The organism is Paractinoplanes hotanensis (assembly GCF_023717965.1).
Taxonomy (GTDB): Bacteria; Actinomycetota; Actinomycetes; order Mycobacteriales; family Micromonosporaceae; genus Actinoplanes; species Actinoplanes polyasparticus.
Window position 1 is genome coordinate 1 of the sequence record NZ_JAMQOL010000068.1, and the last position, 14,468, is coordinate 14,468.

Here is a 14,468-nt window from a genome sequence, read left to right on the forward strand (position 1 = left end):
AGGGTGGCTGGAAGCGTGAGAACTCCCATGATCACCTAGGCGATCTCACCCGCCCTGAGCACCCTCCACAAAGGCCGATCACCCGCGTATCCCCAGGTCATGCCACCGCTGCCTGAACACGCAAAGGCCCTGGCTCACCCCCGACCCGCATGCCAGCGAATCGCTCGTCGACATCGGCATCCGATCACCGCCGCTACCGCCCCGTGTCAACACTTAAAGTTACCGTACATGTACCGAGTGTGCTTGCCGGGTCTACACTGGCTTGTCTGGGGCGGTAAACCCGAGCGGCGAAAGGCGGGCCCGCATGATTCTTCGTACCTCCCGTCAGATCTGGGTTGGACGCGGAATTTTCGCGATCATTGTCACCAGTTTGACCGTTTACCTAAGCATTTTAGGTATTGACAAGTCGGACAAAGTCGCCAGTTGCGTAGCCGCGGTTGCAGCGATCTTGGCTCTCGGCGCTCCATATCTGCTGCCGCTGCCCGATTCGGGTAGCAATGACCTTCGCGAAGACCTCAAAGGAGCACCAGCCGGCCCTAATGCAGACCGTCAAGGTAGCGACAAGCCACCGGTATCGGGTGGGACGTCGGTACATGCCAACAAGATCGAAAATATTCAAACGGGCCAAGGCAGCTTCATGCTTGTCGGCTCTCAACCTCGCCATGTTCGTGGAAAGCGTGGGACACCACCGCCCCGGCGCGGCAAGTAGGTGGGCTAAGCCATGAACCAAGCCTCGTCCGCAAAGGTCCGTATCAGACTGCTGTGGCTGTGCGGGCCCGGCGCCAAAATGGTGCTCCTGCTACACCGAGTCATTGAGTACGGCGACGACGTGGTGTCCCACTTCTGGATGTCCGACCCGATGCGAGACACCGCTGGCGTCAGCGACCAGGTACCGGAGATCGAGCCCGGGGCCAGCCAGAGTCTGCTTGGCGGGAGTACGCCCGGGCACGTCAAGGTAACGCTTCAGCCATGCGGCGGAGGGCTGTCAATAAGGTTGATCGGCGCGGAGGAGGTTATCGGCGCACTACCGCCGGTTAGTGACTTCGTTCACGGCGTGTCCGAGACCATCGGCCCCGCGCCCGGCGGCCAGGTCGGAGCCGTTCACGCCTCGGGGATATATCCGGCCTCCCCGGTCATGAACACCGGACCTACCGCTCAAGTGACCCCAAAGTACGCCACCCGATGGCTGCCCTCTGACGACGCGGCAGTCGGCGTTGTGCAGGCTGCGGTCATCGAACTTAGGCGCGTACGGGCAGCTCAGATCGGCGACGGCGGCGTCCAACGGACGACGTTCATCGCGCAGGCATCCACTATGACGATCAGATTTGACGCGCTGCTAGCGTCGTCCCGCGTGACCAGCGCTGTACGGGCGCTACGCGCGGACCCCGACAGCGCTGAACTCCGCTCGCGGCTGATCGAGCGTCTGAGCACCGCGCCTGGCTCCTCCAACGGTGATCGTCTAGTCGTCGCCCGCCGGACCGGCTTCTTCGATTTCCTTCGGGAGCTTCTGCTCGCAGACGTCGTCGGCCTTCAGGTCGGCGACTTCAGTCGACAAGAATCGTCGTTTTATTACCGGATCCCGCGGTCACCCAGCGCTGCGGCGCTGCTGCATGTGCAGCCCGATCTGGCCGGGAGCCTTGCCGACCTGTTGTGTCCGCCGCCCAGGCAGCAGTGCGACTCCAAACTTTTCCAGGAGCATCTGCGTGTGGCCGTCGAGCAGTTGGAGTTTGAGCCAGCGGGTAAGTTGCGGCTCGGAGTGTGGTGTCCGATGCCGCCCCCAGGCGTCCATATGGTTGTTGCTGACGTCGACGGCCTAGGTGTAGGCGACGTGATCCAGCTCAACGAGCAGGTCACCGATATAGCTGCCTTTCGGACGGATGTTCCCATTCCTAGCCTCCGCCCGCTGACCGAATCGCTGCCTCCTGTGACGACGGTTTCGAGTAATCAGGTCGTCGAAACCTCTGCGTTCTCCCTCGACTTGGGAGACGTGCGCCGAAATGCCAGCGAGTCACGGACACGCGACAATCCCCTCACCGGCTGGTAGCCATCGACATATTTCATCTAGGAATTAGTTTCCGTTGTGCGGCTCACTGATTCGTTGCCGGTATTACCATTTTCGAAAGTCGCCGGGGAAGTGCAGATATTCCAACGGTCTCAATGAGTCGGGCCGGGTGACCGATCCCTCGTCGCGTCGGACTGCTCCGTAGCCGCAAGCAAGCTTTCTGTAGCGGAGGCACGACTGCGGGGCTACTGCCTGCGGGCCAGTTCCGCACCCGACGAGGCCACGAGGGCTGCAACGTTGCTGGGGACCGGTGTTACTGAGGAGGTCAGGTATTCCCACGCGTATTCGGGCCCAAGGCAATGCGAGGCGTCAGTCTGAGCAACCACAGCGACGACTTTGCCGGTAGGACAAACGCGTCGGAATAGCTGTCTCCACCTGTCCCGCTGGCTAGTAGGTTGGTGGCGGTACCAGGCCCAACAGCCCCGCTCACCGCAGTGGGTCGTCGTGAAGGCCAGAAGCCAGCGGACATCGATCGACCCGCTATTGGCGCTCGGTATCGTTGCCGCCGCCGTCGATACTTGACGCATGACCGGCGAAGATGATGATCAAAAGTCCCGGGCCCTTGCTGCTCGTGCCGCTGCGGGAGCAGTCGGTGCCGCTGTTGGTTTGGCAGGACCGGGTGGGGCTCTAGCCGGGGCGGCGCTGACCCCTGTGCTCGAACGTGCCTTCGTATACCTGGACAAGCGGTTCTTCCGGCAGCGAATGGTCAACGCCGCCGAGACCCTCGCTGACGCGGCTCAGGCGGCCGGCGTCGAGGACGACGAGTTCGAGATGTTCGTCGAAAAGCTCGCCCGCGATGAACAGCATCGGGAACTGTTGGCACGGGTGCTGAGCGCAGCGCAGGACAGCGCGATGCGCGACAAGCGGCGAGCCCTCGGCCGCGTCTTGGCCAACGCCGCTGATGACACCGGAACAAAGGTCGACAGCGAACTCGCTGACGCCCGGGTCATTGCTGACCTAGATGCCGTCCATATCCGTGTCTTGCGAATCATGAGTGAGGCACCACGGCACCTTGCTGAGTACGCCATCGCTCACGGCGTCGACCCACAAGGCGCCCGGCGCTGGCATCCCTACAGCATCGCGGGCGCTGACTCCGGTCTGGCGGACGCTGCGTGGGGAGCCGTCGTGGTCTTGGAACGGCACGGCCTGATCACGAAGGTCGGCGAGGGCCACACCCCCAACGGAGGCTGGGAGCCTGAGTACGAGATCACGGGGTACGGCGACTATCTCGTCAAGCTCTTGGCCGCTCCCTATGCCGCTGCGGCCGCGGAAGGCGAGTGATGACTCGTCGCGTCTCATGGCCGCCACGCTGTTTGGGTGGACTGGCTCGCTGCAACACCGTTCCGGATAAATTACTGCGTGGCGAGGCGCAATCTCTCCGCCCGTGTACGGCAGGTAGAAGAGCATCGGTCGTGAAGGACGGAAGCCAGCTGACGGCGGTGCACCCGCAACAGTGATAGCGGGGTTCGGGTTAGATGACCGCATGACGCAGCCGCTCCCGCTGTACCTTGGGCCCGCGCTCCCTCGATGGGCGCCGCAGACCACCGAGGACGTACAAGAAGCGATCGACGATGGGTCTCTCCGTGAGAACCACTGGTTCGATTTCAAACGGGAGGTCGGTTCCAGCGACGAGGCGAGGAAGAAGATCGCCGCAGCACTGGCCTCGTTCGCTATCGACGGCGGCGCGCTCATCATCGGCGCGGATGAGGACAAGAGAAGTCAACAGGTCACCCTGGCCCCGCAAGACCTTCGCGGTTTGCCGGAGCGCGTCAGTCAGCTGGCGCGCTCGCGGTGTGACCCGCCGCTGTATGTGGCCTGCCGGCCAATACCGGTCGCCGGCGATGACACCCGAGGCTTGCTACTGGTGGAGGTGCCGCCCAGCGCCGGAGCGCCGCACATGGTGGACGGCCGGTACTACGGCCGCGGTGACACGACTAAACACTTCCTTTCAGACGCCGAGGTCGAGCGTCATGTCACCGTCCGATCAGCGCACCGTTTCACCGCCGAACAGCTCATCCAGGTCGAGATCGCACGCGACCCGGTTGGGCCCACCGATGAGCACCTCAACGGACATGTCTACGTCGTGGCCAAACCGCGTGTGTCCCGGCCAGATCTCTTGACGTCGGCCATTGAGGACCGGTCCATCGGCCAGCTGGTCCACGCCCTGGCGCGACGGCTGCCGGGAAACGCTGTACCGAACTGGCAGCATGCATCGCACTCTACGCAACGAGCAGAGGGAGCCGCCTGGCACTCCGGCGGACTGCCCAGCCGCCAGTACCGACCCAGAGAATTCAGCGAAGAGCCCGAAGATCAACTGATAGACCTGGAAGTGCAGGACGACGGTACCGTTGCCTTGTTCTGCGGCAAAGGCACGTTCATCCGGCGGGATCACTCGGCACTCAACGACTACGGCATTGTGTTATTTTCTCGCGGCGTCGTCGAATTAGCTGGCGACATCGGTCGTGAGTACCGCTACGGAGGGCAGTGGCTACTCGCCACAGGTGTCACCCGGACCCGGGGCCTGCCCGCGTCGTCCACCCACTTCCAGGGGTACAGCCCGATGTTCAACGCTGAGCAGTACCTTCGATCGACGGAGGCCGTGACATCCGAACTGTGCTCGCGACCCGGGGCTGTAACGAAACGCCTCGTGGACCGGCTGATGCGCGGACTGGGAACTGCGCCCACAGCCTACCGTGGACTCCTCGACGACTAGAGCACTGGGATGGGTGCAGGCGGTAGTTGGTCGGGACCGTCAAGGGCCTGCACGCGTTACTCCCGCCATGCACCTGGACCGGCTGGGAAGACGAGCCGCAGGAGGTCTGCTCCTGCTCGGTCACAGTTCTCCCTCAGCGCTGTTGGGCCCGTCGAATGAACTCCAATGTCGCGGTCGACTTGTACATGTAGGAAATCCCGGAATGATGACTTCCGCCGGCATCCTAAAGGTGCCCGGTCCTTCGGTGACGCGCAGCGACCAAGCGAAGCAATGGAGTCCAACGGGCAGGCGATTGCCAGAGGGCTGGGAATAGGAAGCCACGCCTATTCCCATCTCCTCAAGAATCGCAGACGTCGCGAGAGGCTGCGGGCGAGCCACCAGGCATGATGACTTATTCTCGGGCGCCACGCACGGTCGGCGGCAGGTGAAGAACCTCGGTCACCGCCCGTGTTCAGGCAGGCTCTGTCATACTGGGATTTATCTGTCCGTCCGCTTTACTTGGTCGGGCACAGATTCCCGGTCACATGGTAGCGAAGCAGGATAGGTGGTTTCGGATGAACCGAGAAGACTACGCCGAGCTCCTGCGCTACACCCGACAGCTGCTACGCGAGGAGGGCGGCACGGATCTCGACGACGCTCTGGTCGAGGAGCGTCCGAGGAACGAAAATGGCGAGGTGTCATTTAACCCGCTTCAGCAGCTGCTCGACTATCTCGAAGGCCTCCGCAATGAAGTTTTCTGGTCGAGCGCACAGGCGGCTCGAAGGACACTGGATCGATTGAATCAGGTAGGTGAGCACGGAGATTTCCGCTTTACTGGTATTGCCGTAACGCTGGACGAAGTCGATAACGCAACCTACGGCGTGCCTCGGCTTGACCTGACCGGCGACGGTGAACTCGATGAGATCGTTTCCGAAATTGACGAACTTATCGCCCTACTGCGAGAAGAGATGTAGATGGCCTTGACATCTGGGCAGGCGAAGACTCGCATCAACAGGATTATCAAGGGCTATGGAGCGCGCAGGAATCTGCTTGGCAGGCGCCTGACCGGCGGCAAGCTCTATGAGGCGTGGATTTTGGCCGAAGTCTTGGACAGCCTTCGAATTCATGAGTCGCTGGCGCCGGCTTTTGTGGGCTCGAATATGCTGACGTTGAAGTCATCCCCGGGGCCGATCAACGCTAGTTATCCTCATTTCGTGCTGATGAAGGGCAGCGTGAAGGAGTTCGAGGTCTGGACGGACGTAGAGTTCATAGGCCAAACCTTCACGCTCAACCCAAGCGCCCCAGCTTTAATGCCAGGCCATTACCATGAGTTGGATATTGTCGTTGTTCCTGCTGGGGTCACGGGGCGCCCACACCACGACCAGGTAGCTATCGGAGTGGAGTGCAAGAACACTTCTTTCCAGAAACATATGGTCAGGGCCGCACTGGGTGTACGTAGGGAACTAAGCATGTATGTCGGTCCAAGTTCCACTCCTTTTACGATGTGGCCCAGCGCCACGGTTGAAGCCTTCCCGCCATCTGTTCTGCTCGTGTACTCAACCGATTCGAAGATTCTAAACTACTCCGCCTCGGGAGATGTTTTCAGCATTGATTTTCGGCATAACACGATATAGCGCGGGCCGCAGTCGACCTGACGCTCCTTCGGTTCTTGAGCGTCGGCGCGGTGCACTGAGATCGGCTACTAATCCCTCTGGGCTGTTGCTGGTTGCCGGGCAGTACAGGTACTCGAATGGTGTGAATGGGTAGGGCATACCGGGCTATTTTCGCGGTCCAGTTACCGCTGGACTTGCGCCGCGCCTGGAATATCGACCACCCGAACAGCCACCCACGACACCCTTCACCTCGAGAACGAATCCTTCTTCTGATGAAAGAAGACTAGGTGGCCACCCGGGCGATCCATGGACAACTAGGGCCATAACGGTAAGGTCTCCTCGCGGATGAAGTTCCCGCTGATGACAGCTTCGTCGGACGTTGGCCAATAGTGCGAATCCATCATAAAATGACACTTTCAATCTTTTCACTCGACGCTGATGTGGACGTGGTTGGTGTGCCAGCCGGAGGGGTCGTCGCCGCCGAAGGGGTTGTTGTAGGCGTGCCAGCCTTCGGAGCGGGTCCAGATGCGGCGGAACCAGATGACGTACCGGATGCCGAGGCGATCGGCGTTGGCAACGGCCCATGCGGCCATCGCGTCACCACGGGCCTTTTGGGCTCCGGACGCTTCGCCGCCGGCGGTCATCATCCAGTCGCAGGCGCGGCCCTGGGGATGCTCGCCGTGATCATCGACGCGGTAGCAGCCCGGCTTCGGGAACCCGGCTGCTGTGGCTTGTTGCACCAGGTGCAACGTCCGTGGCGTCAAGCAGCCTGAGCCGGTGGTCGGATCCGGACGGATGGTGCAGCTTTCCTCCGGCCAGGAGCCGTCGGGGTGGCGCGTGACCGCATCCGCCATGCCAGCCGTGATGGCAGCACAGTCCATTGCGCTGCCGGGATCTGCTCCGAGCTGTTGGCCCAGAGTGGTGGCGTCGTCTTCCCACTTCGCGTAGGCGTTCGGGAGAGCAGAGCCTTGGACGGCTTGCGCGGCGTCGGTCAGCGGCATGGTGTGCCAGCCGCGGATGGTGGCGAGTTTGTCGTAGAACTTGCCGGCGGCGTAAACAGGATCGCCGATTTGAGACGGGGTTCCCCAGCCTTGGCTGGGGCGTTGCTGGAACAGGCCGATGGAATCGCGGTCACCGCCGGCGAGATTGCGCAGCCCGGACTCCTGCATGGCGGTCGCGAGCGCAATGATCTGGCCACGTGCCGAGATGCGCCGTTCGGCGCCGACGCTGACGATCGTGCGGGCGTTGGCCAGTTGCTCGGCGTCCCACTGCTCGGCAGGCTGGCTGCTGGTTAAGGACATCGCCGGCGCGGGGACGCACTCGTCGTTGACGGTGGTCAGTACCAGCAGGGGCCCGGCGAGGCAGCAGCCGACGAGCAGGAAGGCCCCCACTACCAGGGCAACGGCGCGGTTGGTCATGGCCGCCGCCGAGGCGTGCAGGCAGCAGTGCCTGATGACGCGACCCCAGGACCCGCGGTGTCAGTCATCCGGGTGGTCTGTTGCGTCATGGCGTCGGCGCCAGACGGGCGTTGTCGATCAGCCATCGCCCGCCGGTGCTGGCGACCGTGACCCGGATGAGGCCTGCGTCGGTCGGCACGTCCGCAACCACCACAGCCGTGTCCGCCGACACCAGGCGCGGGCTGCCGGTCGCCACGCGGGCGGGAATCTGCGCCGGGTCGGTATTCGCGAGCAGCTGCGCGTAGGCCGGCGTCACCATCGGCCGTATGCCGGCGTGCCAGGCCTTGCGGTCCTGCGTGGGGCGGGCCCACAACCGGACGTAGGTCAACGCTGCGAGCAACGCGGCGTTACGGCGTGGACCGCTGACGGCAGGACCATGGCCGTCGCTAACGGTCACAGCTGGCGCGCTCGGCGCGGTGGAGCCACCGACCGAGCTGCAGCCCGCCGTCACGGCGACGACAAGACCGCAGACGACGGCCAGCCGGCGGCGGCTCATGCCGGTCCGTCGGCGGGTTCGGGCCAGGCGCCGAGGGCGTCGTTGGCGGTGGCGGCCATGTCGCGCAGCCGGGTGTGCAGCCTGGTCAGCGCGGCACGGCGCTGCTCGGTGGTGTCGGCGGTGTGCGCCTCGAGAAGCGCAACGTTGACCGCGGCGCCTTGGTCGTCGAGCGCGCGCAGGATGTCGAGGTAGAACAGATAGTTCTCGCCGACCGACTGGCCGGTGATTGCGTCGACGGTGACGTCGGAGCCGTGGGCGAGGGTGGGGTGGCCAGGCATCAGTCCCCCAGATTGGGTTCGTCGTCGACGTCGGTGTCGTAGTCGCCGTCAAGGCGGCCGTCGGTCTCGGCGTCGAGGCGCTGGCGTTGTTCGTCGGTGTACTCGGCAGCGCGACCTTCCGCTTCGTATTCGGCATTCGGATCGCTCACGGGGTTGGTCTCCTCCGGCTTGGTTTCCTCGTCGGCTTCGGGTTCAGTAATGCGCTGGTAGAGCGCGTCGACGTCGCCGTACATGGCCCGCAGCAAGGTGGTGAGGCGGTCCCAGGCGGCGTCCGAGGTGACTTCGGCGGGCATGGTCATGACGTCGCCTCCTGCGGGCTACCGGCCGGAGGCGCGGATGGCCGACCGGTGAGGTCGGCATCGGCGATGAGCACCGCGGTCTCACGCCAGGCGGCGGGCCAGGTGAGGTCGAGGTGTCGATCGGTGTGGGTGCCGTTGCGGCAGCGGGTGTAGTCGTCCCAGTCGCGCAGCCGCAGGCGGGCGCGGGCGAAGCGTTCGTGCCACAGCAGCGGCCCGTCGGCCGGTGCGGTGTCGTCGTATGCGGTGTGCCAGGCGGCGGCGAGCGCGGTCAGTTCCTCGATCAGCGGCGGGTGCTGGTACCAGCAGGCGGGGATTTCTTCGGCCAGTTGGTAGCGGTCGACGGCCCAGCCGACCCAGTCGATCAGCCACGCCCACGCCTGCGCGGCGGCGTCGCGGTTGAGCTCGGTCCAGCGCAGCGGCCATGGAGTGTTCAGCGGGGCCTTGCGCGGTCCGGCGTTCTGGTCGCGGGCGACGGTGTCGGTCAGGGCGAGGTGTTGCTGATGCAGGGTGTCGACGGCCTCGGTCAGCCGGGCCACGGTCGCGGCGAGCTGCGCGACGGCGACCATGTCCGCAGGCGGGTTGTCCGGCAGCTGGAAGTCGAAGGCGTCCATCAGGCTGCCTCGGCGAGTCGTTTGCGGAAGGCGTCACGGCCGGCGGTCAACTCGCCTGCGTCGGGGCGTTCCCACCACGCCGGCACGGCGAGCTCGACCGGTGGGAGGTTGCCGACCAGGGCGAGCGCGCGGCCTTCGGGCAGGGTGCGCAGGTCGGCCAGATCCAGCAGGTTCTCCCGGCGGGTGCTTTCGTTGACCGAGGCGCGGCCGCCGCCCCAAGAGTGGCTGGAGGTGATATCGGTGACCTGCCCGGCCAGGGCTTGGGCGTCGCGCATACCGGTGACGTCGCTGCTGCCGCCGATGAGCAGCCGGGCGCTGGCGGAGTCGGCGATGGCCCGTCCGCCCTTGTCGCCCCACCGTTCGCGGAGCTGGTGCAGGTTCTGCGCGAAGATCGACACGGCGATGCCCGAGCCGCCGCCCTCGTTCATCAAGCTGGGCAAACTTGGCAGGGGTGCGATGTTGGTGATCTCGTCACCGATGAAATACAGCGTCGGCTCGATCCGCCCGCCCGGCGCGGTCAGCGCGAGGCGTTTGGCCTGGTAGAGAATGTCCTCGCTCAAGGCGGCGAGCAGCGGCGCGATCAGGGCTTGGGCGTCGCGGGTGCCGACCAGGTAGATGGTGCCGGATTCACGCAGCCAGTCGACCGGCTTGAACTGCGTACCCCGCGGCGGTGAGCAGGCCAGCAAGACTCGGGGGTCGTTGAACGCGTCCAGGGCGCCGGAGACAACGGTTTGGATGGTGTCGCGGGCCCGGCCGCTGGTTTCGCGGTGCCGGGCCAGCCGGTCAGCCCACGAATCGACGCCGTGCGCCCGCAGGATCCGCTCCGGCCGCGAGTTGGACGGGTTCTGCGACCAGGCCAGGACATCGAGCATGGTGGCGTGCTCATCGAGGGCGGCGGCGTGCAACAGACCGCGCAGGATCGTCGCGGCCTGGTCGCGGAACCACTTGCCGTTCTCCACGCTCTCGTCGCCGATACCGGAGCCCGCGGCGAAGCCGTTCGCTCGGAGCATGGCGACGATCTGGTCGTCGGCGCCTTCGATCGGCGACCACGCCATGCGGGGCACGCCACGAATCTCGCCCTGCGGCTCGAAAATGTGGGACGGGCCGATCGCCGCCCGGCGGTCGTAGGTGATCTCCGCGACGTCCAAGCGGGTCGAGGTGGTGAGAACCGCACCGCGCGCATCTGCGACCGCTGGGATCACGTAGCGGGTGGTCTTGTTACCGAAGCGCGGCACCGCCGCGGCGAGCAGGGTGTATTCGTTGGCCAGGTACAGCGGCCGGCCGCTGGTGGCGTCGTTGCCTAAAAACCGGGCGACCTCGAGCGGGTCACCGCGCCGGGAATCCTTCGCGGCACGGGTGAGCTGGTCGTCGGTGTCGACGATCGTCAGCCCGGGACGCACCACGTCGACCCGCTTGCGGACCGCGTCGGCGGTCAGCGTGCGGTGCAGATCAGCATTCGTGGCGAAACCGCTGCGGCGCATCCGCGTCTTGGCCAGGTGCAGGGCCGGCCCGCCGATCCCGGCGAGCAGGCCGAAGAAGATGAGCGCCCACAGCGGATACAGCAGCCACGGCCCACCGATCACAGGGCGGGCGGTCGCCGGCCACGCGTCGGCAGGCCGGCTCAGGTGCGCGGTCAGGCGCACCACGATCCCGGGCGTCTGCCCGATGGTGGTGTCCGCCCACCGGTGGTGCACCAGCAGCGCGGACAGCTGCCCGGCCGTCCACAGCGACACCACGACGACCACGGCAACCACGACGAACAGCACGAGCAGGATCAGCCGGCCGAGGATGTCGGCGCGGGCACGGCCCTGCCGGGGCGGCCGGTGACCGGGTGAGGACAGCGGCGGACGGGCCATCACGCCGCCGCCCCGTCAGTCGCGGCGGCCAGCCGGGCGTCATAGTCCGCTCCGTCGACCGGCTCGGCGGGCTCGTCGGCTTCCATCCGGCTGTCGGTGTGCACCATCGCCGTCTCGGCTTGGCTGAGCTGGTGTTTGACGACGAAGGAACGGGTGCCGATCTTCCACAGGCCCACGCCTTGGCGCAGAAAACGCAGCAGGTCCGTTTCGACGTCGGAGGTGCCAAGGAATTCACGGGCCTGCTCCAGACTTCCGGTGGCCTGGCGGTAGGACACCCGTACACCGGAGTCCTCGATCAGCCCCCGGGCGATGCGGACCTGTTCGGAGTCCGCCGACCCCGACGCCGCCAAATCGGAGAAGCGGTGAAACGCCAGCACGTTCGCGATACCCAACGCCCGCGCCAACTTCAACTGCTCCCGCATGCGGCGAATCAGCGGCAGGTGGCGAGCGATGAGCGCGAACTCGTCGTAGAAGCAGACCCTCGGCGGGGCATCCGGCGCCGACAGTTCGGTCTCCAGCCAGGACTGGGCGCAGGTCATCGCCATCGCGGTCATCTGGTCCGAGGCGCGGATGGTGCGCAGGTCCAAGATGGCGCCGGGCTGGGTGAAGTCCAGGCGGGCGTTGGATTCCACGGGCCCGTCGAACACTCCGCCGAGCGCACCGGAGATGAGCCTTTCCAATGCCAGACGCACGCGCCGGGAATCATCGACGAACACGGTGACGGGGTAGTGGAGCCCGTCGAGGCGGTGCGCCCACAACTCCGGCTTGCCCATGGCCGCCAGGACCACGCTGAGCGTGGGGGTGGCCATCCGATCGGCGGAGGTGTCTTGCTCGCGGGTGACCGCGTCGACGGCATACTCCACCAGCGAGCGCTCCGCTTCGTGCAAGCGCCCGCCGAGCTGGATCTCGAGGAGTCCTTCGAGCAACAGCAGCCGGCGCGAGCGCTGCAGCTGCCGCCACTGCTCCTCGGTCTGGTGCGGATGCCTGCGGATTCCGGCGAGGGGGTTCATGATGACGCCGAGGCCGGGCCCGATGCGTACCGGCTTGATCCCGGCGAGGCCAGCCAGCTGCTCGTACTCGCCTTTGACGTCGGTGATGTAGAACTTCTGCCCGAACGGCACCCCGCGGAAAGCCAACGTTTTCAGCAGTGACGACTTCGCGGTGCCGATTTCGCCGGTGACGACCATGTTCGGCGCGGTGATCACCTTGGCCCGGTACAGCTCATGCAGCGAGAAGGTGAACGCCGAGCGGGAGTAGACCTCCAACCCGATCAGCGGTCCGTCAACGGGTAGGCCTGGGTCGGACACGAACGGGTAGACGCTGCAGAGCTGGGCCGAGGTGGTGGTCAGCGGCGGTAGTTGCAGCTGCCAGAACACCCGTCCCGCCGCGCGGCCGTAGGCGCCGTGCCGGCCGACCAGGACCGGGCCGAGCAGCCGATCCTCCTGCCGGACCACCGCCCGCTGTTCGCGCTCCAGTGCGGCCTGCGCACGGGCGAGATCACGGGCGGCGGCCCGCTGCTCGATGCGATCCGACAGGGAACCCTCGCGGCGCAGGAGCCGGCGGCTCACGCGGACCACCCCCGGGCCGGCTTCAACCCACGCGCCAAGGGGAGCGCCCCGGCGGCGAACGCCTGGTCCTGCTCCCCGGCCAGGACGACGGCCTCGCACCCCGCCCGCGACAGGATCCGCTTCACCGAGCGCACATCACGATCGAGGTCGGCCATTGTGGCAGCGGTGACGGTGACCAGCAACGCGTACCGGTACCGCGAGTGCCCGGCGGCCTGCTCCCGGTCAATCTGCTCAACAGCGCGGGCCTCGTCGTCCTCGCGGGCGGTCCGGACCAGCCGCAGTTTGCGTTTGGTGACCTCATCGCCGGCGCGGGACACCTTCTCCCGGCGGGTGGCCAGCTGCGCCACCGCGGCCGGGACCGGCTGCGCGACCAGGGTGACGGTGCGGCGGCAGGTGGTGCGCATGTAGAGCGGGCTCAGCCACGTCGCGTCGACCAGTTGCCGCGGCATCTGCGCCACCCACAGCGTTCTCGAGAATGCCGAGTCGTGCTGGTAGGTGTTCCAACCCGCCGTGCGGGCGGCGACGGGCCCGGCCAGCCGCGGCTCGCCTCCCGCCGCAGTCGGGCCGTCGCGGGTCGGGGTGGTGCTGGCACGCAGGTCGACGACTTCCTGATCATCAGGGTCGAACTGCGTACGGATCACCGCGGCGTACGCGCGCGGCGACAGCCACCCACCTGTGGTGATACCGGCTTCGATCACGGCGGACTCGATACCGGTCAGCCGGTCCAGCACCACCGCGGCGATCGCCGCGTCCGTCCCCCCGGCCTGGGTGATCTCCCCGGAGAGCCGGGCGATGTCGAACACCACCGACAGGTAGATCTCGTGGCGTTGCGCCGCTGGCGCCGCAGCGGCGGTCAGCTGGGCCAGGGACCGGTACGCCGCGCTGGTGGTGTCGACGGCCCGGTTGACCAGGTAACGCTGCGCGGCGTTGCCGGTGTCCGGTACCGCGCGGGAGGTCACCGACCATCGGATCAGCCCGGCGTCTGCGTACTCACTGCCGAGGATGTTGAGCAGCTGCGCCCAGTCGGTCAGCCGCTGGGCTTGCACGTCGTGGTCGGCCAGGATGAGGTTGGTGCCGTAGCAGACCAGTGCTGCGGTCACCGTTTTCTCCTTGCGGTGATGCAGCAGCCCGATCTGGGTGGTGCCGTCGGTCGCGGTCGCCGGCAGCCACACGTAGGCGGCGGCCGGGCCGGGCAGGTCCATCCACCGCTCGACGCTGCTGGGCGCGTACGGACCGCCGCGGTACTCGTTCTGCCCGGCCCGGCGTTGCAGCAGAGCTCCGGCGACGACCGGCGCCCACTCGGTCACGCGCCGGCCCTTGAACCGCAGCAGGCCCAGCGTCACCAGCAGCACGCAGCCCGCCAGTGCACCGATCGCCGCTCCACGATGGCCGGCGACCAGCAGGTTCAGGGCGACGACGGCGGCGATGACACCGGCCATGACTAGGGTGATCTGCGACCAGGCGAACCCGAGGACCGCTCCGCGGGTTGAGCGCGGCGGGAACTGAAATCTCATCGGTTCTTCTCTTTCGTGAAGG

Annotated in this window: 14 protein-coding genes; 6 read left to right on the top strand and 8 right to left on the bottom strand. The window is 66.0% G+C overall.

Annotated elements, in window-relative coordinates; genetic code table 11:
• Positions 1–304: 304 nt before the first annotated feature.
• The 6 genes from LXN57_RS40750 to LXN57_RS40775 all read left to right on the top strand — a co-directional run bounded on the left by LXN57_RS40750 (position 305) and on the right by LXN57_RS40775 (position 6,388).
• On the top strand, positions 305–709 hold the full coding sequence (locus LXN57_RS40750) for a hypothetical protein (RefSeq protein ID WP_251803662.1): 405 nt from the start codon (positions 305–307) through the stop codon (positions 707–709).
• A gap of 12 nt (positions 710–721) precedes the next feature.
• Positions 722–2,044: a hypothetical protein gene (locus LXN57_RS40755; protein WP_251803663.1), complete on the top strand. Its 1,323-nt coding sequence runs from the start codon at positions 722–724 to the stop codon at positions 2,042–2,044.
• A 543-nt stretch (positions 2,045–2,587) separates the two neighbouring features.
• Positions 2,588–3,343 carry a hypothetical protein gene (locus LXN57_RS40760; protein WP_251803664.1) on the top strand — a complete coding sequence of 252 codons (756 nt, stop codon included), beginning with the start codon at positions 2,588–2,590 and terminating at the stop codon, positions 3,341–3,343.
• A gap of 202 nt (positions 3,344–3,545) precedes the next feature.
• Positions 3,546–4,775, top strand: a complete 1,230-nt coding sequence (locus LXN57_RS40765) for an AlbA family DNA-binding domain-containing protein (RefSeq protein WP_251803665.1) — start codon at positions 3,546–3,548, stop codon at positions 4,773–4,775.
• A 554-nt stretch (positions 4,776–5,329) separates the two neighbouring features.
• Positions 5,330–5,728, top strand: coding sequence for a hypothetical protein (locus LXN57_RS40770; RefSeq protein ID WP_251803666.1), 399 nt, complete (start codon positions 5,330–5,332; stop codon positions 5,726–5,728).
• Positions 5,729–6,388 (top strand): hypothetical protein, encoded by a 660-nt coding sequence (locus tag LXN57_RS40775; protein ID WP_251803667.1) that lies wholly within the window; start codon positions 5,729–5,731, stop codon positions 6,386–6,388.
• Between the two features lie 404 nt (positions 6,389–6,792).
• Here LXN57_RS40775 and LXN57_RS40780 read toward each other — a convergent pair whose 3' ends face one another.
• The 8 genes from LXN57_RS40780 to LXN57_RS40815 form a co-directional block, all read right to left on the bottom strand.
• A complete protein-coding gene (locus LXN57_RS40780; protein WP_251803668.1) occupies positions 6,793–7,785 on the bottom strand; it encodes a VldE C-terminal domain-containing protein in 993 nt (330 codons plus the stop codon).
• A gap of 85 nt (positions 7,786–7,870) precedes the next feature.
• Entirely contained in the window at positions 7,871–8,320 is a 450-nt protein-coding gene (locus LXN57_RS40785) for a hypothetical protein (RefSeq protein WP_251803669.1), read from the bottom strand.
• Positions 8,317–8,598, bottom strand: a complete 282-nt coding sequence (locus tag LXN57_RS40790; protein ID WP_251803670.1) for a hypothetical protein — start codon at positions 8,596–8,598, stop codon at positions 8,317–8,319. The genes LXN57_RS40785 and LXN57_RS40790 overlap by 4 nt, the downstream gene beginning before the upstream one ends.
• Complete coding sequence (locus LXN57_RS40795) at positions 8,598–8,897, bottom strand: hypothetical protein (protein ID WP_251803671.1); 300 nt, start codon at positions 8,895–8,897, stop codon at positions 8,598–8,600. Before LXN57_RS40795 ends, LXN57_RS40790 begins: the two co-directional genes overlap by 1 nt.
• The gene (locus LXN57_RS40800) at positions 8,894–9,508 is read right to left on the bottom strand and encodes a hypothetical protein (RefSeq protein ID WP_251803672.1); all 615 of its coding nucleotides are present in this window, start codon (positions 9,506–9,508) and stop codon (positions 8,894–8,896) included. The genes LXN57_RS40795 and LXN57_RS40800 overlap by 4 nt, the downstream gene beginning before the upstream one ends.
• Complete coding sequence (locus LXN57_RS40805) at positions 9,508–11,364, bottom strand: type IV secretory system conjugative DNA transfer family protein (RefSeq protein ID WP_251803673.1); 1,857 nt, start codon at positions 11,362–11,364, stop codon at positions 9,508–9,510. Before LXN57_RS40805 ends, LXN57_RS40800 begins: the two co-directional genes overlap by 1 nt.
• Positions 11,364–12,932, bottom strand: coding sequence for a putative type IV secretion/conjugal transfer ATPase (locus LXN57_RS40810; protein WP_251803674.1), 1,569 nt, complete (start codon positions 12,930–12,932; stop codon positions 11,364–11,366). The genes LXN57_RS40805 and LXN57_RS40810 overlap by 1 nt, the downstream gene beginning before the upstream one ends.
• Positions 12,929–14,446, bottom strand: a complete 1,518-nt coding sequence (locus LXN57_RS40815; RefSeq protein ID WP_251803675.1) for an SCO6880 family protein — start codon at positions 14,444–14,446, stop codon at positions 12,929–12,931. Before LXN57_RS40815 ends, LXN57_RS40810 begins: the two co-directional genes overlap by 4 nt.
• Positions 14,447–14,468 lie beyond the last annotated feature (22 nt).